This window comes from Sulfitobacter noctilucicola, assembly GCF_000622385.1.
In the GTDB taxonomy this organism is placed as follows: Bacteria; Pseudomonadota; Alphaproteobacteria; order Rhodobacterales; family Rhodobacteraceae; genus Sulfitobacter; species Sulfitobacter noctilucicola.
This window is the reverse complement of the sequence record NZ_JASD01000008.1, coordinates 1688247-1708669: the sequence shown is the minus strand read 5'-3', so window position 1 is coordinate 1708669 and position 20423 is coordinate 1688247. Positions and strand designations below refer to the sequence as shown.

The 20423-nt window shown below is 54.4% G+C and carries 15 protein-coding genes and 2 pseudogenes; 12 read left to right on the top strand and 5 right to left on the bottom strand.

Going from position 1 to position 20423, the window contains the following annotated elements; translation table 11 throughout:
* Positions 1-133 precede the first annotated feature (133 nt).
* Positions 134-1480, bottom strand: coding sequence for a TrkH family potassium uptake protein (locus Z946_RS0112025; protein WP_025055983.1), 1347 nt, complete (start codon positions 1478-1480; stop codon positions 134-136).
* Positions 1480-2157, bottom strand: a complete 678-nt coding sequence (locus Z946_RS0112020; RefSeq protein WP_037969189.1) for a potassium channel family protein — start codon at positions 2155-2157, stop codon at positions 1480-1482. Before Z946_RS0112020 ends, Z946_RS0112025 begins: the two co-directional genes overlap by 1 nt.
* A gap of 1065 nt (positions 2158-3222) precedes the next feature.
* On the opposite strand from Z946_RS0112020, the gene Z946_RS0112015 reads away from it, so the two are divergent.
* From Z946_RS0112015 to Z946_RS0112005, 4 genes and pseudogenes are all read left to right on the top strand, one after another.
* Positions 3223-3930 (top strand): IS6 family transposase, encoded by a 708-nt coding sequence (locus Z946_RS0112015; RefSeq protein ID WP_025055981.1) that lies wholly within the window; start codon positions 3223-3225, stop codon positions 3928-3930.
* Positions 3931-3971: 41 nt separating this feature from the next.
* A pseudogene (locus tag Z946_RS21400) lies at positions 3972-4289 on the top strand (transposase); the annotation flags it as partial.
* Positions 4290-4431: 142 nt separating this feature from the next.
* On the top strand, positions 4432-6225 hold the full coding sequence (locus Z946_RS0112010; RefSeq protein WP_241461332.1) for a sensor histidine kinase: 1794 nt from the start codon (positions 4432-4434) through the stop codon (positions 6223-6225).
* 43 nt (positions 6226-6268) lie between these two features.
* The gene (locus Z946_RS0112005; protein WP_025055979.1) at positions 6269-7645 is read left to right on the top strand and encodes a sensor histidine kinase; all 1377 of its coding nucleotides are present in this window, start codon (positions 6269-6271) and stop codon (positions 7643-7645) included.
* A 151-nt stretch (positions 7646-7796) separates the two neighbouring features.
* Here the strand turns inward: Z946_RS0112005 and Z946_RS0112000 are convergent, their stop codons facing one another.
* Complete coding sequence (locus Z946_RS0112000; RefSeq protein ID WP_025055978.1) at positions 7797-8444, bottom strand: TetR/AcrR family transcriptional regulator; 648 nt, start codon at positions 8442-8444, stop codon at positions 7797-7799.
* A gap of 61 nt (positions 8445-8505) precedes the next feature.
* Between Z946_RS0112000 and Z946_RS0111995 the strand changes: the two genes are divergently transcribed.
* From Z946_RS0111995 to Z946_RS0111975, 5 genes are all read left to right on the top strand, one after another.
* Positions 8506-9822 carry a flavin-containing monooxygenase gene (locus Z946_RS0111995; protein WP_025055977.1) on the top strand — a complete coding sequence of 439 codons (1317 nt, stop codon included), beginning with the start codon at positions 8506-8508 and terminating at the stop codon, positions 9820-9822.
* Entirely contained in the window at positions 9819-10715 is an 897-nt protein-coding gene (locus Z946_RS0111990) for a bile acid:sodium symporter family protein (protein ID WP_025055976.1), read from the top strand. Before Z946_RS0111995 ends, Z946_RS0111990 begins: the two co-directional genes overlap by 4 nt.
* Positions 10712-11641 carry an SDR family oxidoreductase gene (locus Z946_RS0111985; protein WP_025055975.1) on the top strand — a complete coding sequence of 310 codons (930 nt, stop codon included), beginning with the start codon at positions 10712-10714 and terminating at the stop codon, positions 11639-11641. The genes Z946_RS0111990 and Z946_RS0111985 overlap by 4 nt, the downstream gene beginning before the upstream one ends.
* Positions 11638-12408: an SDR family NAD(P)-dependent oxidoreductase gene (locus Z946_RS0111980; RefSeq protein WP_025055974.1), complete on the top strand. Its 771-nt coding sequence runs from the start codon at positions 11638-11640 to the stop codon at positions 12406-12408. The genes Z946_RS0111985 and Z946_RS0111980 overlap by 4 nt, the downstream gene beginning before the upstream one ends.
* Positions 12409-12951: 543 nt before the next feature.
* The gene (locus Z946_RS0111975; protein ID WP_160170279.1) at positions 12952-14736 is read left to right on the top strand and encodes a bifunctional helix-turn-helix transcriptional regulator/alpha/beta hydrolase; all 1785 of its coding nucleotides are present in this window, start codon (positions 12952-12954) and stop codon (positions 14734-14736) included.
* 122 nt (positions 14737-14858) lie between these two features.
* Here the strand turns inward: Z946_RS0111975 and Z946_RS20670 are convergent.
* Positions 14859-15241: pseudogene (locus Z946_RS20670) on the bottom strand (transposase); the annotation flags it as partial.
* A gap of 137 nt (positions 15242-15378) precedes the next feature.
* Between Z946_RS20670 and Z946_RS21830 the strand changes: the two are divergent.
* From Z946_RS21830 to Z946_RS0111955, 3 genes are all read left to right on the top strand, one after another.
* On the top strand, positions 15379-15597 hold the full coding sequence (locus Z946_RS21830) for a DUF6500 family protein (protein ID WP_025055972.1): 219 nt from the start codon (positions 15379-15381) through the stop codon (positions 15595-15597).
* Between the two features lie 424 nt (positions 15598-16021).
* Positions 16022-16438 carry a universal stress protein gene (locus Z946_RS0111960; RefSeq protein ID WP_025055971.1) on the top strand — a complete coding sequence of 139 codons (417 nt, stop codon included), beginning with the start codon at positions 16022-16024 and terminating at the stop codon, positions 16436-16438.
* Positions 16439-16495: 57 nt separating this feature from the next.
* Complete coding sequence (locus Z946_RS0111955) at positions 16496-18142, top strand: BCCT family transporter (RefSeq protein ID WP_025055970.1); 1647 nt, start codon at positions 16496-16498, stop codon at positions 18140-18142.
* Positions 18143-18460: 318 nt separating this feature from the next.
* On the opposite strand, the gene Z946_RS0111950 is transcribed toward Z946_RS0111955, so the two are convergent.
* Positions 18461-20422: a hydantoinase B/oxoprolinase family protein gene (locus tag Z946_RS0111950; RefSeq protein WP_025055969.1), complete on the bottom strand. Its 1962-nt coding sequence runs from the start codon at positions 20420-20422 to the stop codon at positions 18461-18463.
* Position 20423: the final 1 nt, after the last annotated feature.

The following is a 20423-nucleotide window of genomic DNA, read 5'->3' as shown; positions in this document are numbered from 1 at the left end:
ACCCAGAAACGCCACGTAAGAGCTACGAAAACAACCACAGTATAGTGGTCTGCTGCGGACAAAGACATCGATCGTATCGACGCCAGGGGTTTTTTTCGGGGGTAAAAAAACAGCGTTTGAGATCAATTGTCCCTCAACCCAAGTAGATCTGTCCTGCCGGATACTTTACCTTTGGGACGCTACGAGTAGCGAGGAAGAAGCCGATCGCCAGAGGTCCGACCCGTCCGACGAACATGATCACCATTATTATACCTCGGCCAATGCCATCAAGTTCGCCCGTGATCCCGCGAGACAGGCCCACTGTTCCGAAGGCAGAGGTGACTTCGAATGCCACGTCGATAAATTGGCCGTCGTGGTTGATTAACATCACGAAGATTCCCGTCAGGACGAGCAACATGGAAATGGTGGTGAGCGCAAGGACCTTCATGACCTCATCCACCCCCAGGGACCGACCAAAGGCGTGCAACGTGGTCTGACGCCGAAAGAAGGCAACCGTTGCGAGAAGCAGGACGAATAGCGTGGTGACCTTGATCCCTCCGGCTGTCGAGGTGCTGCCTCCGCCAACCAGCATCAGTGTCATTGTCAACATCGACGTACTGTCATGCATCCCGCCGGTCTCAATTGTGTTAAATCCGGCAGTGCGCGGCGTCGTGCCCTGGAACCAGCTGGCCCACAATTTGTCAGCGGCACTCAGGTGGCCAAGAGTCTCTGGATTTCGCCATTCCAAGAGGCCGAACATGACGCTGCCCCAAGTGATAAGAACGGCGGTGCCAACAAGCATTAGCTTAGAATGGAGGGTCAGTTTACGCCAACTTCGCGTTCTGAAAACATCGCCCACAACGATAAAGCCGAGCCCGCCCAGGATGAAAAGTACAGGGATCACCAAATTGATAATCGGGTTTCCGACCCATTGCGAAAGGCTGTCGGGATGCAGAGCAAAACCGGCATTGTTGAATGCTGATATAGAATGAAAGATCGCCTGCCACAAACCTGACCAGCCAAATTCTGGAACAAACACCAGGGCCAACAGAGCGGCACCAATTGCCTCGCACGCAACGGCGATGATCAGGATCATGCGAGCGATATAGGTGAGGTTGGACAGGGAGGTCTGGTTCAAATCTTCACGCAGGACTAACCGCTGTGGCATGCCCACCGAGATGCCCAGTGCCCCAAGCAACAACACCGCAAAGGTCATAAGGCCGAGACCGCCAAGCTGAATGAGCGCCGCTATGACCGCTTGGCCAAATACGGTGAAGGCGGCCCCAGTATCGGCAAGCGCAAGGCCGGTGACGGTCACCGCTGAAGTCGAGGTGAACAATGCTTCGCTCAGGCCGATGTCACCGTGATGTGAGATGGGCAACCAGAGAAGGATCGCGCCCAAGACGATGGAAGCCATGTAGTAAAGGGACAAGAGCGCAGGCGCCGGCATCCGCAGCGCCTTTTTCCAGCTGAGGCGGTTCTTGAAACGTGCGTCCATCATCAGAGACTGGCTGCGAAACTGTGCAGGTCCTTGCGCTGCCCCAACAACAGAAGCAGATCATCGCGCTGTAACTTGCACTCCGCTCCATCCTGACCGATGAATTCTGTGCCCCGCATGACACCGATACAGCGAAGATTGTATGTCTTGTCATGCGGCAATTCGTTCAGGCTCCGGCCTTCGAGGCTCTCAGGGATGCGAAAGTTCACGACATGATAGCCGTTACCGAGGCTCACATAGTCTCGCATAAGCGGGTTGTGCAAGATTTGCGCGATGTGCTGACCGATTTCGACCTCCGGGTGAATGATCCTGTCCACGCCGAGCTTTTTTAGAATTCTGTGATGAGTCTTGGTCGTGGCCTTCGCCCAGACGACTTGGACGCCAACAAGTTTAAGATTCATTGCCGATAGAACGCTGGCCTCCAAGTCGGAGCCCATAGCGACCACAGCGGTATCACAGTCACCAAAACCAGCATCGCGCAGCGCTACATCGTCACGCGCATCTACGATCATAGCTTGCGACAGGGTATCAGCAAGGTTGGCGACGCGGTCTTCAGAGATGTCGATGCCTATGACGTGGTTGCCGAACCGCTGCAGCTCCTTTGCAACGGAGCTCCCGAAGTTGCCCAAACCGACGACACCGAAAGTGCGGCTTTTTATCTTTTTCAAGTTCACGTCCATCAAGTTTGTCTCTCGGAGACACATTGCCGCAACGCTGAAAAGTGTCAATGAGGTCTAATTGCCGACCGTCGCTGCGCATGCGCGAAAAATCGGTTTGTAGCTCCGCGCGTCCGCTTTCAACAAATCGCCCAGTCTAATTTGCACTTGCAGCGAAGGTCTGGTTTCCGCAGTCCCTGTCGGAGACCCTAATGCTAGATGAGCGATATGCTGCACCCGATCTAATGGCGGTAGGGAGCCACGCCCAACCTTCTGATTTCGTGCTGCCTGCGCTCGCAGCGTAGAAATTGTTGCAACTGCTAAAATTCTGTTGTCGCAACGACCCTTGAGTGCAGCCCCCCTAAACGCAATCACATTACGCCTCCATTTTTCAACGCATTTGCCCATTCCCGGCCTCAATTGGTCAGTAGATCGAATGGACCAACTGCCATTGGACCAACATGATGCAAAAACGAACGCTCCACGCGCCGGAAGGCCTATGGCGTGTGCGTTTGCATTTTCCTAACCGCAATCGTTATAGAATTTGGTCTTGGATATTAATCTAGAGCCAACCGCTACGAGGTCATTATCTGTTCCTGTCCTCGTAATGAGTATGACCGGGAGAGACCCACTCGGATCAACCGAGTGGGCCTTTACCATTTTGGACTGACGATCTTCGATGCGTCGACGAGCATCAGGCATGACGGGCTCAATTGAACCGTTCGCCGCAAAGCGACCCGATGACGGCTGTGTCGACTTCGGGCTTGCAGCCGCTCCCTTGTCAGACTGGCGGCTCGGTCCTTTCAGCTGCGGACCGAGACACGCTTTCATTGGCATCTACATGGCTTCGGTGCCATTTACCGCAACCACCACCAACCGTCGTCGGATCTGCGCCTAGGTCGATCCAGGTAGATGTAATCTACTCTACCTTTTTCGACTTGCTCGTAAGCAAGGGCATGAACAATGGCGTCGACCTGATCGTCTGTCCGTCGTCAGGGTTTTTGGAACCAATGCGGTCCTAAACTAAGAGAGGGCTTTGTCAGAACAAATTGGCTTGAGGCCGACAGGGCGGTTTCGTAACCTTTGCTTATGACGAAAACAGACCCCTTCAAGTACTTTCACAGCAGTCCGGAGATCATCCGCCTGGCGGTCATGATGTACGTTCGCTTTCCACTGTCGCTGCGAAACGTCGAGGACCTGCTGCACGAGCGCGGCATCGACATCAGCCACGAAACGGTGCGGTACTGGTGGAATAGATTTGGGCCAATGTTCGCCGCAGAAATTCGTCGAAAACGCGTGCAGCAAAAGCGGTCGTATTCGAATTGGCGGTGGCACCTGGACGAGGTTTTCGTGAAGATCAACGGCGAGACGCATTATCTTTGGCGCACCGTTGATCATGAGGGTGAAGTGCTGGAGTCCTTCGTCACAAAGCGACGGGATCGCAAAGCGGCATTGAAATTTCTCAAGAAATCAATGAAGCGGTACGGCCGCCCTCATATCTTGGTTACCGACAAGCTCCGATCCTACCGCGCGGCAATGAAGGATATTGGCAATGCCGACAAGCAGGAGACTGGCCGCTGGATGAACAATCTGGCGGAGAATTCACACTTGCCGTTCCGACGACGAGAACGGGCCATGCAACGGTTCCGCAGCATGCGAAGTTTGCAGAAATTCGTCGCCGTTCATGCTTCGGTCTGCAACCATTTCAATCAGGAGCGCCACCTTTACTCACGCGAAAATTTCAAGCTGAACCGAACCGCTGCTCTCGCTGAGTGGCACCTTCTTGGCGCGGCATAAGGGACAGCATCATTGCCCTTGCAGAGACTGGTTGGCATCCGTCTGACACCACCGTCGGAGACGCTCCAATGCTGCCGGAATTGCTGAACCAAATTCCGACCAGTCAGGATTTCGCGTCAGTGACCGCCGACGGGGCCTACGACACGCGCAACTGCCATCGCCGCCCTTGGTTCTCATGCCATCCTCCCGCCGCGCAAGAATGCCCAGCCATGGAAACCTACCACCCTGGAGCCATCGCACGGAACGAGGCAGTAAATGCCCCACGCTATCCTGGTCGCACAATTTGAAACCGCTGGAGCGGATACCACCGCCGAAGCCGCGTCGAAACCAAGATGTATTGTTTGAAACTGATGGGCCGATCGCCAACTTGAGTCTCCTATTCAATTCTTAAGCTCGCTCAAAGCGTTTTATATAAAAGCCCGCAAAAGTGCCGCGTTGGTCAAATTTAAAACACAACCTTATGGTGAATTTCACAAACTGGTAAAAAATGGCAGCGAGACAATGTTGACGTGCTTTGACGGACTGGTGGCGGAGGCCGCCCTGTGGATGGTTATCGGGGTCAGTGGTATCGCGGCTCTTGTTCTTTTCTGGATGATGAAGTTTCAGAAGTTTCAGGGCAAAAGCTACTATTCGCTCACCTTCATCGCCATGATCTGGACGTTGTTGATGATCGGGTTGGAAGCTGCGTCGCGGACATTCTCTTGTCAGTTGCAATGGGCAACTCTGGCGTGGCTGGGCAATGGCTTGGTCCCGGTTGCCTGGTGCTTTTTCGTATTTTCCTACGTCGGAAACACAACGCTCAACAAGCGCGGTGTTCGCGCGGTGCTCGTCGTCATACCCACTGCCATTTTTCTGTTTGCTGCTACCAACCAGTGGCACAACCTTGTCTATACTGACGCCTCAGTCATCCCAGCGGGTGTGGACGATATCAAGTATGTCCACGGCCCGGGCTTCTACGGAATTATTGCCACCTTGTATGCGTTCGTCGTGGCGACCCTCTACTGTCTTGCCAAAGCATTTACCCGAGCGAAACGCACCTCATGGCCTTTGCTGACCATGCTGATCATCATCACAACAACCCCGCTGACAGCGAATGCGGCTTATGTTTTCCTCGGCTTCACTGTTTTTGGTCTGGACCCCACGGCCTTTATGTTCACGCTTGGTATCCTCACCTTCACGTGGATGCTCGTTGCGAACAGGACGATGGATATGGCCTTCGTAGGCCAGTCCATGCTTTTCAATGCGATGAGTGAACCCGTTATTCTAGTCGACAGACATCGAAACATAACGCTGATGAACACAGCCGCGAAAAGCAGTGGATTGCATCAGGGTGCAATTCCTGCCCTGGACGACATCATCGAGAATATCAATGAATTGGACCGCTCTGAGAACACCGCTCAACTGTCCGTTAACCAGCGTGTTTTCGAACCACGAATTCGGGCAATCGAAAGCCCGCTTGACCCGATGGGTGCCGCTATGGGCTGGAGCATCACTTTCGTTGACATCACAGACCGGATTGCCAGCAGCGCGGCCTTGGAGGAGGCGCTTAAACGCGCAGATGACGCAAACAAGGCGAAGGACGAGTTTATCTCGGTCGTAAGCCATGAATTGCGTACCCCGCTTACCTCGCTTACGGGTGGCTTAACACTTGCGCTGAGCGGTCGGCTCGGGGATGTCCCCAAACCCATTCGTACATTGCTCAGCATTGCGCATCGAAACGGAGGCCGGCTTTCACGTCTTGTCGATAACATACTGTTGGCACAAAAGATCGACATCGACGCGCTGACTTTAGAGAGCAAATCTGTTAACCTTGGTCATCTCCTCGAAGAGAGTTTCGAAGAGAACAAGATGTTTGCAACAGAACGGGGTGTGCGGCTTTACCTTGGCACGATCATGCCGGCAGTTATTATCGGCGACGCCTTCGCTATCCGTCAGATTATCGACAACCTGATTTCAAACGCCATTAAGTTTTCGGACGAGAATGGCACGGTCGAAGGTGTACTCACCACGTCGGATGACCGAATAAGGCTATCCATCACAAATGCTGGCCGAGGAATTCCGGACGGTATGGAAAGGCAAGTCTTTGGTCGCTTTGAGCAGGTTAGAGATAGCGGACAATCCTCTACACAAGGTTCCGGTCTGGGCCTGCACATTTCAAAGAAACTGGCCAATCAGATGTCCGGGGACATTTTTTATGAAAGCCAGATGGGCGTGGGAACAACATTTCACGTTGAGTTTCAGTCAGTGGCTCAACAGGCGAACGGGCCCGCGCAATTTTTAGGTTTACCCGCATGAGAAACCTTTTTCTCAACCTCAGCGATAAGACGGATCAACCAGAATGTTAAAATTCAGCTCTGTAATGGGAGATAACGATACAAATCTCTGGGCAGTCAAACGTAGGCTGAGGGACTATGCCTATGCTGGCCGACAGCTTCTTGTGCAACGTCTTGCGATCTATCTTTGTGCAATCTTTCTATCCGGCGCTTACTATAATCCTTACATTGCCGCCATTTTCTTGGTTGCGGTCGGGATGTTTGAATCTTTCGACTCTTACGTTTTCCACCGAATTCTCAAACAGAAGACGTGGAGACCAGAGAATATCAAGAATGCTATGATCGCCATTCACATCGGTGCACTTTTGAGTACCGTTACGATTTCTTCCTTCTGTATTAGCGTTGCTCGACAACAGAGCATGGGGGATGGGCACTTCTTCCCGCAATTCATGTTGGTCTCAGCCGCAATTTTTGGAGCTATGAACAGCCATCAATTTCTTTCAGTGCTGGCTATACGCCTAAGCATATTCGTCCTTGCGATCCTGTATACTCCGATCCACGATCTTTGGATCGTCAGGCCACCGTTATCTTCGGAAATGTGGCTCAATCTCTTCACTATGGTTTTCGTGTTGGGTTTTATCATGGAGCTGGGAAGGAATTTTCTGGCTGGGTACTCTCGTGACCTTCGATCGCGGGAAAAACTTGAACAAGAACATCGGCTTACAAAAGCGGCGTTGGAAGCAAAGACACGTTTTCTCGCGACCATGAACCACGAACTGCGCACCCCGTTGACTTCCATAAAGGGCTCGTTCGACCTTCTGAACTCTGGCGGGTTTGGATCACCCCCTCAAAAAATGGAACGACTTTTGGAGGTAGCTTCACGGAACACCAACAAGTTGAAAGAACTGGTTGATGATCTGCTGTTTCTCCAGACCTCAGATATTGGGAAAGTCAAATTCCAATTTAAGGACGTGGACCTGAAAGAAATCGTTGAAGAGGCAACGGAACGTTTTCGGCCACAGGCGGTGAAGTCCGGGATCACACTTCAAGTAGCATACAAACCGGGTGAATACCGGGTTTGCGCCGACCAAAAGAGGATTGATCAGGTCCTCATGAACTTGCTGTCCAATGCCGCTAAGTTCTCGAAGAAAAATGGAACCATCACCGTCGCTTTAGAAACGGACGAGGACAGAGTGAGACTTTTGGTGCGCGACGATGGTATTGGAATACAAGAAGATTCAGAGGAGTTGGTGTTCGCAGAGTTCACACAGTTAGACTCAAGTGACGGGCGCGAGTATGACGGCACAGGCTTAGGATTAAGCATTTCAAAGAAAATTGTTGAAGCCCATCATGGAGAAATCGGCTATACGAGCGAGCTTGGTGTGGGCACGGAATTTTACGTTGAGTTGCAGAAAGTGTCTGAGCGACCGCTCGCTTCTTAACTACTGCCTCGTTCCGATTCTTCTGTTCTGCTTTGTACTCAAGCGATGACACCATAGCTGTTTGGTGCTCCCCTTGGCAGGGCTATGCCCGAATTGTTGATTGCACCACTATCGGCAAGGCGCAGTTCGGCAGATGCATACTACCCCAGTGTCAAACGCGAAAACCTGCAGCGCAGAAGTTAACGAGATGGTCGATCCGTGTGCTATCCAAGTCCACCTTCGCGCCCAACGCACCCATCCGGTTCTGTGAGGTGAGCAACGCCAGCATGGCAGAGACGGAATAGACAAACCCTTCCACAATCTGCTTTCGCGACGCCTTTGGGAGAAGACTTGAGATTTCCTCTATGAAGACTTCTGCCACGGGATCGAAACACTCGGCTGAGATGTTTTGCCAACGGCTGTCAACCGACACAAAGGCCACGAGGCGGGCATAGTCGCGCCAGCGTGGATCTTTCGATGACAATTCAAAAAACGGACAAATAAAGGCGGCAAGGACGCGTTCGAGTGTCTTATCACCATCGGATCGAACCTGCTGAAGTGCATTCAGGCGATCGCACGACAAGGTTTCGGCACGGCGCGCGACCGTTTTATGAAACAATGCGTTCTTGCCGCCTCCGTGATGATGGATTGTCCCCACGGGTTCACCAGCCTCCGCTGCAATTTCGCGGATCGTTGCCCCATCGAATCCCCGATCTGCAAACACCTTCTCCGCCGCATCGAATACGCGCAGTTTCGTGGCAAGCGCCCGCTTAGACGGGGCTCTCTTTCGTTCTGTTTCAGGTGGTTGCATCTCAGACATGAAAACATCTTGCCTTAACTTGAACATTTGTTCAAGTTAAGCGCCAACAAGGGAGGACGCGATGGGAGACGCGCATAGACGGCTGGCCCTGATAGGGGCGGGTCCGATGGGTTTGGCTGCGGCCAAGTTGCTGGTCGAACATGGAATTGATTTTCAGGGGTTCGAGCTTAATTCGGGGGTCGGTGGTCTTTGGGACATCAACGCCCCGCGCTCGACCATGTATGAGACTGCACACCTGATTTCGTCCAAGAAGATGACCGAGTTTTCGGATTTCCCGATGCGCGACGAGGTGGCTGAATATCCTTCCCACCGCGAAATGAAGCGGTATTTCCAAGAGTTCGCGGAGCATTTCGACCTTATCAAGCACTATCACTTCGGTGCTGAAGTGCTGTCTTGCTCGCCTTTGGGAGATCCCGATGAGGGGTGGCGCATCACTTGGCGCAATGATGCAGGCGAGCATATCGAGGAGTTTTCAGGATTGCTCATAGCAAATGGCACGCTGAGCGAACCGAATATGCCAACATTCAAGGGCGACTTCAGCGGCGAGTTGGTCCATTCTTCCGAGTACCGCTCCGCAAGTCAGTTTGACGGCAAACGGGTCCTCATTATCGGAGCGGGTAATTCAGGGTGTGATATTGCGGTGGATGCGATCCATCACGGAACGGCCTGCGATCTATCGATGCGGCGCGGATACTACTTCGTACCGAAGTATGTTTTCGGCAAACCGGCCGACACCATGGGCGGGGCGATCAAACTGCCTATGCCGCTCAAGCGGATAATAGATAGCACGATCTTAAAATGGTTCGTGGGCGATCCGCAGAAATACGGTTTCCCCAAGCCGGACTACAAGCTTTACGAAAGCCATCCCGTAGTGAATTCGCTCGTGCTCTATCATGCGGGACATGGAGACTTGCGAATACGCCCCGATGTTGCCCGCTTTGAAGGCAAGACCGTGCATTTCAAAGACGGAACAAGCGAGGACTACGACATTATCCTTGCCGCCACAGGCTATAAGCTGGACTACCCGTTTATCGACAACGCGCTTCTGAATTGGCAAGGCGACGCACCGCAACTCTATCTCAACTGCATGCACCCTGATCGGGACGATTTATTCGTGCTGGGAATGGTCGAAGCTTCAGGCCTTGGCTGGCAAGGACGGCATGAACAAGCTGAAATGGTTGTGCGCTATATCAAGGGATTGCGCGAGAACGCGGATGACGCGCGCGCATTGCAGCAAACCAAAGCGCAAGATTTCACGCGCGCGACAGGCGGCGTGGATTATATCGACGTACCACGCATGGCCTATTACGTTGACAAGGCGACATACCGCAAAGCCGTGACGCAGTGGATCGGCAAACTGGGAGGACAACAGGCGTGATAGACGAGGCCGTACTCGACTTCTCTGCTGGGTCACTCACCCTTCTCAACTCAATCCTCGCCATTGTGATGTTTTCCATCGCCATTGATCTTAAACCAAGTGATTTCAAGATATTGGCGAAAGCACCCAAGCCGCTGATAGTTGGCCTGTTCTCACAGTTCGTAGTGCTTCCGGTGTTGACCTTTCTGCTCGTGCTCGTCGCCCAGCCTCAGGCCTCTGTTGCATTGGGACTGATCCTCGTGGCGGCTTGTCCGGGCGGTAATATCTCCAACTTCATCACGCACCGTGCGGGCGGCAATTCGGCGCTTTCAGTGTCGATGACCGCCTTTGCGACTATCGGCGCGATCGTGCTGACCCCGCTCAATATCGCGTTCTGGGGGAGCCTTTATGGGCCGTCTGCCGAGATCCTGCGCGCAACCACGATTGATCCGGTCAGCATTGCCATCACAATCAGTTTCATGCTGATCCTGCCGCTTATTCTTGGCGTAATGCTAAACACCCGTCGCCCGGACATTACCGCCAAGCTGCGGGGACCATTGCAATGGGTATCTATGGCGGTTTTCATCGGATTTGTCGCGATCGCACTTGCCACGAACTGGACGCTGTTTCTGGCTTTCGCCGGTGGCATTGCAGGGCTGGTCATTATCCACAATGCCCTCGGGCTTGTTGGCGGTTATGCAACGGCAAGTCTTGCGGGATTGTCCCCTTTTGACCGCAGAGCGGTGACCATCGAAACAGGCATCCAGAATTCCGGCCTCGGGTTGGTTCTTATCTTTGGTTTCTTTGGCGGACTTGGCGGCATGGCGATCGTCGCGGCATTTTGGGGCGTCTGGCATGCAATCTCGGGATTGATCCTTGCTGGCATCATGTCTCGCAAGGTGACTACATCATGACCCGCATCCTGATCACAGGTGGCGCAGGTATGATCGGTGGCGCGCTGGCAGAAGCACTGCCGACCCAGGATATCGTCGTTACAGATCTCGCGCGCGGAAACGTGCCAGAGCAGGTGCAGTTCCAGCGAATGGATGTCACCGGTAGCGATCCCGATATCGTCATCGGGCAACTGCGCCCTGATGTCGTCGTTCATCTTGCGTCGATTGTGACCCCGCCGCCGGGCATGACCCGCGACACTGCATTTGCCGTCGACGTCAAAGGCACGCGCAATGTTCTAAATGCCTGCATAAAGCACAAGGTGAAACGGCTGGTGGTCACCAGTTCTGGTGCTGCCTACGGATACCACGCTGACAACCCGATCCCGCTGACCGAAGAAGCAGCCTGTCGTGGGAATCCCGAATTCGCATATGCCGACCACAAGCGTCAGGTCGAAGAAATGCTTGCGGTCGCACGACAGCATAACCCTGAACTGGAACAAGTCGTCTTGCGCATCGGTACTGTTCTGGGCGCGGGAACGGACAACCAGATTACTGCGCTTTTCCGGCGGAAGCGTCTTCTTGCCATCAAAGGCAGCGATAGCCCATTCGTGTTCATCTGGACACGCGACCTCGCCCGTATTGTCGAGCGCGCTGCGACTGATGGACCTGCGGGCATCTACAACGTCGCCGGGGATGGTTGGCTCTCTGTTGACGAGTTGGCAACGGCACTGGGCAAACCGGTTCTGCGCCTGCCCGCATTGGCGGTGAAGGCTGCACTTGCGGTGGCGCATCCATTGGGCCTGTCGCAATACGGGCCCGAACAGGTGCGGTTCTTGCAATATCGCCCGGTGCTGGACAACAGCCAACTAAAGCGGGTTTTCGGCTATACGCCAGAGTTGAATTCCGCCGAAGTATTCGATCTTTGGCGGCGTGAGGCATGTGCATGAAGACAGCGGTTATTTCAGGCGGAAACGGCGGCTTGGGACGTGCGATGGCCGATCAACTTGAAGCGCAAGGGTGGCATTGCGTGCTGTTGGACGTGAACATTGCGGGCCTTGCTAAATCTGCTAGCCGCACGCCAATAGCTGTGGATCTTACGGATCAGACTGCGCTAAAACGTGCCGCATCCGAAGTTATTACGGCGCGCCCGTCAATCGACATGGTGATCTATAACGCGGGAGTGACGCAGGTCGCTCCGTTTGATGAAACGGACGCAGATAGTCATCGGCGGCTCTTTGGGATCAACTATTTCGCCGCTGTTGAAATGGCTCGAATTTTCCTGCATCCGCTCCGTGAAAGCCGCGGCACACATTTGGCGGTCTCCTCGGTCGCTGGTTTTTCACCGCTATATGGGCGCACTGCCTATGCAGCATCGAAACATGCAATGCAGGGCTTTTTTTCTACTCTACGTTCCGAAGAAATGCCTTTCGGCGTGCGCTGCATGATCGCGGCCCCAAGCTTCGTCGCAACCAACACCGGTAATGCCGAGCGCGGTGATGACGCAATCATGCGTCCCGGCGCGGCGGCGGATGGCATAGATCACATGACCCCAGAGATGGCCGCCAAAGCCATCCTGAAAGGAGTGCAGAAAGGGCAGGAATTTATACCTGTCGGCCGTGTTGCGCGTCTGGCAACACTGCTGGTTCGCTTGTCGCCAGCACTTTACCAGTGGGCCATGCGGCGCAATATGCGCGCAGATATACCGAAGAATTAAGCGCCTTCAGTCCGACGGCCCGAATGCGCTCTTTCTAGTGGTAAAGCGGTTTCCGTTATTGAAGCAGTGACAGCAACAAGCACGCAGATCCCGCTGCGGTTTGCTTCGAATTGCGTGCAGCAGCCGAATTCTACAGCAGAAAAGCAGTGGTGCTCTTTGACTTTAAGCTGCAGTCATTTGGATTTGCTAAAACCGTCCGTGGCTAACTGGGACTGCGACCTAACTGTCTGAGGGTTCGTTGTTAAAAATTGACGCCGTCAGCCAAGGCCCGGGGCGGCTCATGTAGGACCGAAATAAGTCCGATGAGCGCGCGACGGCGTCCATAAAAATCCTTACTTACAAAAGCGCATTTAAAAGCTGTCCGTCCTCAAAATCTGTCTAAGACTTTGCGTGCACTCCGCTCGCGGTCAAACTCTTACAGCTTGCAAGGCTCGGCAAAGCAGCCAAAATTCAGCTTTTTCTAAAGGTTTAGGGCCGCTATACCCCAATTTAGGTATGCGCCCCAACGAAGTGGTCACTCCTAACGATCGAGGTTTTGTCCAGATGTCCGACAGAAAAACGGAAACGCATACTCAGGATGGTGCCGAAGCATCGGAGCGGCAATCGCAACTCGTTGAGAGCATTTATAGAATTGCTCTTGAGCCGCAGACCTATGACGCCTTCATGGGGCGGTGGGACGCCTTTATCCAAGACCGCCTCAGCGCACTTGATACATTGCGAAGCGAGACTGGCACCCTCGAAACACCGGAGGTCGCAACCCATTTCGAGATCGCAGAGCGCCTGCTGGAGCAAACCCGCAGCGTGGTGGAAGCGCAATCAGCGACACCAGAAAACGGTGCCGGTTTAGCCCCTGACCCACAGTTCCTGATCGACCGCTCTGGGACAATCGTGTGGTCCAATGCAGCTGCTACCAGAGCGTTCCGGCTAAAGCGTACAACACGCTTTGACGATCTGGGGCTGCCAGACCGCTACCGCACAGCCTTGGCGGAACGCATTGAAACTCTGAACACGGCGTCAGAACATGGTGCCCCACCGCTTATCTTCCAAATGCCAGTCTTGGACGCCTCTGATGGGCTGGCCGAAGGGGACGTGGTTCATCTTCAAGCGCAACGGCTACATGAAAAGCTGGACAGCGATCTGCTGCTGATCGGGCCATTGGCCGCGCACTGGCCCCCTTCTATGCCCAACCTACTGGCAACGACATACGGGCTAAGCCAGTCTGAATGCGAGATTTGCGAACTGTTGAGCCGCGCCCACCGCCCTAAGGATGTGGCAGACTATCGAAACAGCTCGATTGCGACTGTGCGCACCCAGATCAAGTCTCTGTTGGTGAAAACGGGTTGTGGGTCGCAGACAGAACTCGTCCGGTTGTTGCATTTGCTGATGCGTGTGGCGGAAAGCCACGGCCCCGCGCGGCCAGCGGCACCTATTTCTCAGGGGAAGATGACCACGGTTCTACTGGAGAGCGGCATCTTGATGCCTGTGGAGGTTCACGGGCCTGCAAGTGGGAAGCCTGTGATCTTTCTGCACGGCATGTTGGACGGAGCCAGCCTTACCTCACAGCTAAGAGAAGCCCTCAGCGCCCGTGGTTTCCGTTTTATCTGCCCGACGCGGCCCTGGTTCGGCGATGCTGAACCCGACTACGGCCCGATGGAAACGGCCCCTGCCCGCGTCGGCGGCTACGTGCGCGAGATGTGCGAACAAATGGGGATAAAGGACGCAGTGGTTTTGGGCCACATGGCGGGCGCGGTATATGCCTTTGCCAGTGCGGCACAAGCATCTGACCACATCCGTGCCATCGTGAATGTCTCAGGCGGCGTGCCCATCATTTCCAGATCGCAATTCGCCGACATGTCCCACCGTCAGCGTGTTGTGGCCTATACCGCACGCTATACGCCAAGCCTGCTGCCCTTTGTCGTGCGTGCCGGCATCAGCCAGATCAATAGTGGCGGCACGGAGCGTTTTATGCAGTCGCTATATGCCAATGCCTCGATTGACATGAAGACACTGGCAGACCCTGAAATATGCCGTGTTGTCCTTGAAGGATATAAATTCGCCACGCGTCAGGGGCATTCGGCGTTTGAGATCGACAGCTATCAAGTGGTGCGCGACTGGTCGCATCTGGTGGCGGGATCGGACGTACCGGTCAGCCTGATACACGGCGCACATGACCCTGTCGTAAGCCCGAAATCCGTACGGGACTTTGCAGAACGCTTGGGCAACCGCGCTTCATTGGAGATTCATGAGGATGCTGGCCAGTTGCTGCTGCATCAATTCCCTGACCGTGTCCTGCGCACCCTAGCCGAGATGAGCGCTGAACCGCGCTGATCGCAGCATTCCATCTAGACAGGTCAAGAAATGTCACCGCAGGTGGCATCGGTAGACTGGGTTTTGTTGGACGATTTACTGCTCCGTTTTCATACGAGTGGTGGTGCGAACTGGACCTGTCGCGCTCCTGTGCCGCGCGAACTGAAATCCATGACATGGTGTAACCGATCTGTTGGAAAGCGGCCTGCTTGTTTCTCGATGAACTTGAATCTCATGGCTTCTGGCCCGCGAAGTACTGCGTTGCCTTTTTTGGATTTCCCTCTCCTCCTTGAAACTGCGGTTCTCACGTGAAGCCGATCATTCTCTTGAGCCAGGCTCAATTCCTCTTTTGAAACCACCTCCGTGTCTCGGTGTGCTGTGATCCATTTGTCCAGCGTCGACATGCCGACACCCACCTTCTCGGGATCATGCTTCGCAAAACCCTGCCAGGCCGTGGATCATCAGCAACCTGCTTACGCGCTAGCCCGCTGACTAGCGTAATCCGCACCGAGACCAATAACGGCACGTGCCAGACAAACTATTGCGGTTTAATCAGCAAATACCGCAGAGGAGCTTAAGCGTGCCAAGCCAACACATTGCGCAGTTCGATTGTTCGCGCTATGTTCCCGTGAATATAGCTCCGACTTGAGGGTCCAACTCAGAATGAGGTCCACTTTAAGATCCAAGGCAATCGCGATCTGTAACGAAAAAATCGCTAAGAAGGGCGACGCTGTTAGCGTTTCATTCTATGCGTTCTTTGCCAACCGGAATGACGATCCGGAGTTGCTCATGGAGGCAGCGGAGTGGTGGATTAGGACACATCAGCTCAATCATTTCGAGAAGGCGCTGAAGGTTCGAGAACTCATCAGCTCGGAAGCTTGAGCAACGACAGCACTGTCTTGCACACGTCCGATCAATCCGACACAAAAATGCACGATGCACGATGCACGATGCACGAATGTCTGGTCTGGTAGAGCCGCGCCGCAGCGATGGAATGCTGGGTAAATAATTGATGTGGGCCGTTCATGTTGCTTGGTAGAGATCGGACACCGTGCTGTTGGATGGCCATGTCGAGCCGCCTCCGGTCCCGGCTGCGTGTTTTTTTCTCACACCCCATAGAAGCAGACGCACCTGTATCTTTTGGGGTTTCTACCGCCCTGCGGTTGAAAGACGGCTGTGAAAGGGCGTAAGAAGCAATCAGACGCTGCCGACCGGGTCGGCTCCAATGCCATGACACGGTCGTTACCTATCATCCACTGCGTTTCGCCCAAGACGGCGGTGCGGTCTGAAAGGGGGACACTTCAAAATGTTCAAGAAAATAATGGCGCCGGTCGATCTGGCGCATCAAGACGCGCTTGCCAAAGCGCTAATATGTACGGCTGATCTGGCCAACCAATACGATGCCGAGGTGGTTTTTGTCGGCGTGACAGCCTCCACGCCCAGCGCGGTCGCACATAATCCAAAGGAATATGGTGAAAAGCTTGCCGCTTTTGCCGCCGCACAGGCAGAGAAATACGGGTTCCGGGCAGGTTCGCATCCGGTCATCAGTCACGACCCTACGGCAGAGCTGGACGATGCTCTGCTTAGGGCGGCCGGTGACATCGGGGCGGACCTGGTGGTGATGGCCAGCCATCTACCCAACGTATTGGATCATGTCTGGCCTTCGAACGGGGGCAGGATTGCTCAACATGCGAAATGCTCGGTCTTTATGGTGCGAACATGAGCAACAGCAGCATGCACATAAGATCACAAGAAACAAAAGTAATGAGGGAGGCCAAAAATGGCCGATGAAACAACCAATCAGGGCATCCCTGCGCCGGAAGGCACCAGCGATGTTATCGATACAGAATACGAGATTGGGCAGGACAACGTCGATGGAACGGTCGGGCCGTTCGGCTTTGACATCCATAACCCGGTTTTTCTAATTTCCGGCCTGGCTGTCGTAGCATTCGTGTTCTTCACGCTCGCCTTGCCCGAAGCTTCGGCGTCGGCATTTTCCGCAATGTTCAACTTCACCACCAAGAACTTCGACTGGTTTCTTATTGGGGCGGCGGACATCGTGGTGTTGTTCTCACTCATGCTGATCGTGACACCTTTCGGGTCGGTACGGCTCGGTGGGCAGGATGCGGCACCCGATTACAGCTACATCGGCTGGTTCGCGATGTTATTCGCAGCCGGTATGGGTATTGGACTTATGTTTTACGGCGTGTCCGAGCCGCTGACGCATTTCTCGACTTCGCTTGGCGAGACCGCCTTGGGTGAAAACGGGCTGAGATCGGATTGGGCTCCGTTGGGTGCAGCAACTGGGGACGAGGCCGGTGCGATCCGCCTTGGCATGGCGGCGACCATTTACCACTGGGGCCTGCATCCTTGGGCGATCTACGCGACTGTCGCGCTTTCACTGGCGCTCTTCACCTATAACAAGGGTTTGCCGCTGACCATTCGCTCGGCTTTCTATCCCATTCTGGGCGAACGCGTATGGGGGTGGCCAGGCCACGTGATCGACATCATCGCGGTTTTTGCCACGCTCTTTGGTCTGGCGACATCGCTCGGCTTTGGCGCGACGCAGGCAAATGCCGGACTGAACGAGTTGTTCGGCGTGCCAATCGGCAAGACCACTGAAGTTGTCCTGATTTCCGCGATTACGGCGGTGGCGCTCATCTCGGTACTGCGCGGGCTTGACGGTGGCGTTAAGATCCTGAGCGAAATCAATATGGGTCTGGCTGGCTTGCTTGCGCTGTTCACTCTCATTGTAGGGCCGACCGCGTTCCTCATCGCGTTTTTCTGGGACAGCCTTGTGGCCTATTTCCAATATTTGCCCGCACTGGCCAACCCGTTTGGACGCGAGGACGTCAACTTTTCGCAAGGCTGGACCGCGTTCTATTGGGCGTGGTGGATCAGCTGGTCACCTTTTGTCGGCATGTTCATTGCCCGTGTTTCGCGGGGCCGCACAGTGCGTGAGTTCGTGATCTGCGTGCTTTTGATCCCCAGCATGGTCTGCGTGATGTGGATGTCGATCTTTGGCGGCACAGCCATCCATCAGGTCGTCACAGATGGATTTACCGGTGCACAAGACGCAGGACTGCCCCTGCAACTGTTCAAAATGTTGGGTGAATTGCCCTTGGCCTCGATCACTTCTTTCATCGGGATCATTCTGGTCATCGTGTTTTTTGTCACCTCGTCGGATTCCGGCAGCCTTGTGATCGATACGATCACGGCTGGCGGCAAGGTCGATGCACCGGTGCCACAACGCGTTTTCTGGTGCATTTTTGAGGGTGCCGTAGCTATCGCCCTGCTGATCGGTGGCGGGTTGGCCGCGTTGCAATCCATGGTGATATCGACTGGACTGCTCTTTACCGTGGTTCTTTTGTTGATGTGCTATTGCATCTTCAAGGGCCTGCAAAGCGAGCGGGCTGAGCTGAAGTAACAGTCTTGAAAGTAGGAAACTGATGCGGCTCCGGTGAGATAAACACCGGGGCCGTTTTAAGTTTGGGACCGACAATCGAACGCGATTGTTTGTAAAAGAGAACTAACGACTGCCACGCGCTGTTTTTGACCTGACGAGGGACAAACGTATCTTTTCGAAAGCTGCGCGGGGAAACTTCTGAGTCTCTCGCGCCGCCATCAGATACCCTCACCTACATCGCTCGACTCCGCCTTACCTTAAGCACCTACTGCCCTCTCTGGCGTTCGCGGACATGTTCGAGTTGCCCATGAAATGAAGGGAAGGCGATGGGTGATGCCCCTAACTCCAGTGTGCAATTGAACGCCCTTCAAAGCTTTCGCGGAACTGCTGTGTCGAATTTGGCATCAGCTCTCCGGTGCCCCAATCAAGGATCACTGCATATCTGCGCACCGCGTCCATCTCATTGATCTTCCCGTCGACATACATTTGCGACACTTCGGCGGGGTCCGTGCGGGCCCATGCGACGCGGTTGGCGCGGATGTGAGCGCGGGCTTTGTCGGTTGCTGCTTGATCAATTTCGAACTCCAGCATCTCGCGGTCGATGACATCGATGACCACGCCATAATCGGTTTCAGCCCGCTCCACCGACACATATTCATCAATGACATCGGATAGAACATGCTCGGGGTCGCGGTCCATCGGATCACCATAACCACCACCGCCGGCAGTCGGACGCGTGAACTTGTCACCGCTCTTGATTGGATAGTTGGAGAACACGGAGCCAAGCCATTTCTCCTCGCCAGTATCCGCATGCACAACACTCAATCCATGTGGCATGGAGGGCAATCCCCCCTCAACACCCCAGACAACTGCGCGCTCGCGGTCACAAATGTAGGACATCACGGTGTTGTCGGCCTCAAGCAGAGTTGATGCTTTGATTACCCCTGCCCCACCGCGCCACCTGCCCGGTCCGGGACTGTCTTGCAGGATTTGGAATTCATCCGCCCGCGTGGGGTTTACCCGTTCATTCCCCTCCGAAGGCTGCGACATCAAGCCAGTACCAAAACAAGCGGTTGTCACATCGCTGCCGTCCTTGCCGTTGCGCCCGCCCCAGCCGCCCGGCAGCCATTCGTAAAACATATAGATCGGCTTTTCCGGTTTGCGCAGGTCGTTGCCGCCTGCCAGCAGGTATTCAAGGTTGAAAGCGCATGCAATTGCGCGTTCCGGCATGATCTTGGACCACATCTCGAATATGGCATTCATAATTTTTTCAAACGGCATCAGAAAACCTGTGACGGCGATAGGCCATTCAGCACTGACAACGCTGTTTTTGGGACTTTTGATTTCGACCATGCGGTAGAAGCCGCTGTTCATTGGAAGGTCGGGAAAAAACGTTTTCATGCCTGCAACAACAGCCGAGAATGTCGCGCCATGGCCGGAATTGTAGATTGAGGCAATTGTCGGATGGCTGCCCTCAAAATCATAGGTGATCTGGTCACCTTTGATGGTCATCTTAATGTGGATCGGGATCATTCCTTCGCCAGCGCCCGGATCACGGTCGATGTAATCCACCGCCTCCCATGTGCCGTCGGGCAGATCCAGAATACGCTGACGTACGGAACGCTCGACATAGTCCTGCACCTCATTCATGCCTTGGGTCACTTGATCGCGACCGTACTTGCCAACAAGGCGCTGCAATTCACGTTCGGCCACTTGGGTTGCCTGCGCCTGTGAGTGAATATCGCCGATGATGGACGCAGGGTCCCGCGTGTTAGCCGCGATCATGTTTGCGACGTCGGAACAGAACTTACCCTTGTGAAACAGGCGGATCGGCGTAATGCGCACCGCCTCGCCAAACATCTCTTTCGCCGTCACATTGAACGACCCGGGAACGGAACCACCCAGGTCGGACCAGTGCCCGTTGGATTGCGAGAACCCGATCAGGACCTCTTCGTCAAAGATAGGACGGATCAAACGCACGTCGCTAAAATGCGTGCCCCCCGCGTAGGGGTCATTGATCGCGTAAACATCACCGGGGTACATGTCCCCCTCAAAGGCGCGGATCACGTCCTTGCAGGTATAGTGAAGCGTGCCGACATGTACCGCGATATCGGCATTGCCCTGTGCCACGCAATTACCGTCCGCGTCATGCAATCCGTTGGAGAAATCGCGGTTGTAGATCACGAACGAATAACATGTTCGCAGCATCTGCTCAGCCATCTGGTCGACCGATGTAATGAAGGAGTTCTTGAGGACCTCAAACGTGACCGGATCCAGTTCCTGTTTTGTTGTACTGTTCATG

Excerpts from the sequence above, each read along its gene's own strand:
- Z946_RS0112025 (WP_025055983.1), bottom strand. The coding sequence starts at position 1,480 with ATGATGGACGCACGTTTCAAGAACCGCCTCAGCTGGAAAAAGGCGCTG.
- Z946_RS0112020 (WP_037969189.1), bottom strand. The coding sequence starts at position 2,157 with ATGGACGTGAACTTGAAAAAGATAAAAAGCCGCACTTTCGGTGTCGTC.
- Z946_RS0112015 (WP_025055981.1), top strand. The coding sequence starts at position 3,223 with ATGACGAAAACAGACCCCTTCAAGTACTTTCACAGCAGTCCGGAGATC.
- Z946_RS0112010 (WP_241461332.1), top strand. The coding sequence starts at position 4,432 with ATGTTGACGTGCTTTGACGGACTGGTGGCGGAGGCCGCCCTGTGGATG.
- Z946_RS0112005 (WP_025055979.1), top strand. The coding sequence starts at position 6,269 with ATGTTAAAATTCAGCTCTGTAATGGGAGATAACGATACAAATCTCTGG.
- Z946_RS0112000 (WP_025055978.1), bottom strand. The coding sequence starts at position 8,444 with ATGTCTGAGATGCAACCACCTGAAACAGAACGAAAGAGAGCCCCGTCT.
- Z946_RS0111995 (WP_025055977.1), top strand. The coding sequence starts at position 8,506 with ATGGGAGACGCGCATAGACGGCTGGCCCTGATAGGGGCGGGTCCGATG.
- Z946_RS0111985 (WP_025055975.1), top strand. The coding sequence starts at position 10,712 with ATGACCCGCATCCTGATCACAGGTGGCGCAGGTATGATCGGTGGCGCG.
- Z946_RS0111980 (WP_025055974.1), top strand. The coding sequence starts at position 11,638 with ATGAAGACAGCGGTTATTTCAGGCGGAAACGGCGGCTTGGGACGTGCG.
- Z946_RS0111975 (WP_160170279.1), top strand. The coding sequence starts at position 12,952 with ATGTCCGACAGAAAAACGGAAACGCATACTCAGGATGGTGCCGAAGCA.
- Z946_RS21830 (WP_025055972.1), top strand. The coding sequence starts at position 15,379 with ATGAGGTCCACTTTAAGATCCAAGGCAATCGCGATCTGTAACGAAAAA.
- Z946_RS0111960 (WP_025055971.1), top strand. The coding sequence starts at position 16,022 with ATGTTCAAGAAAATAATGGCGCCGGTCGATCTGGCGCATCAAGACGCG.
- Z946_RS0111955 (WP_025055970.1), top strand. The coding sequence starts at position 16,496 with ATGGCCGATGAAACAACCAATCAGGGCATCCCTGCGCCGGAAGGCACC.
- Z946_RS0111950 (WP_025055969.1), bottom strand. The coding sequence starts at position 20,422 with ATGAACAGTACAACAAAACAGGAACTGGATCCGGTCACGTTTGAGGTC.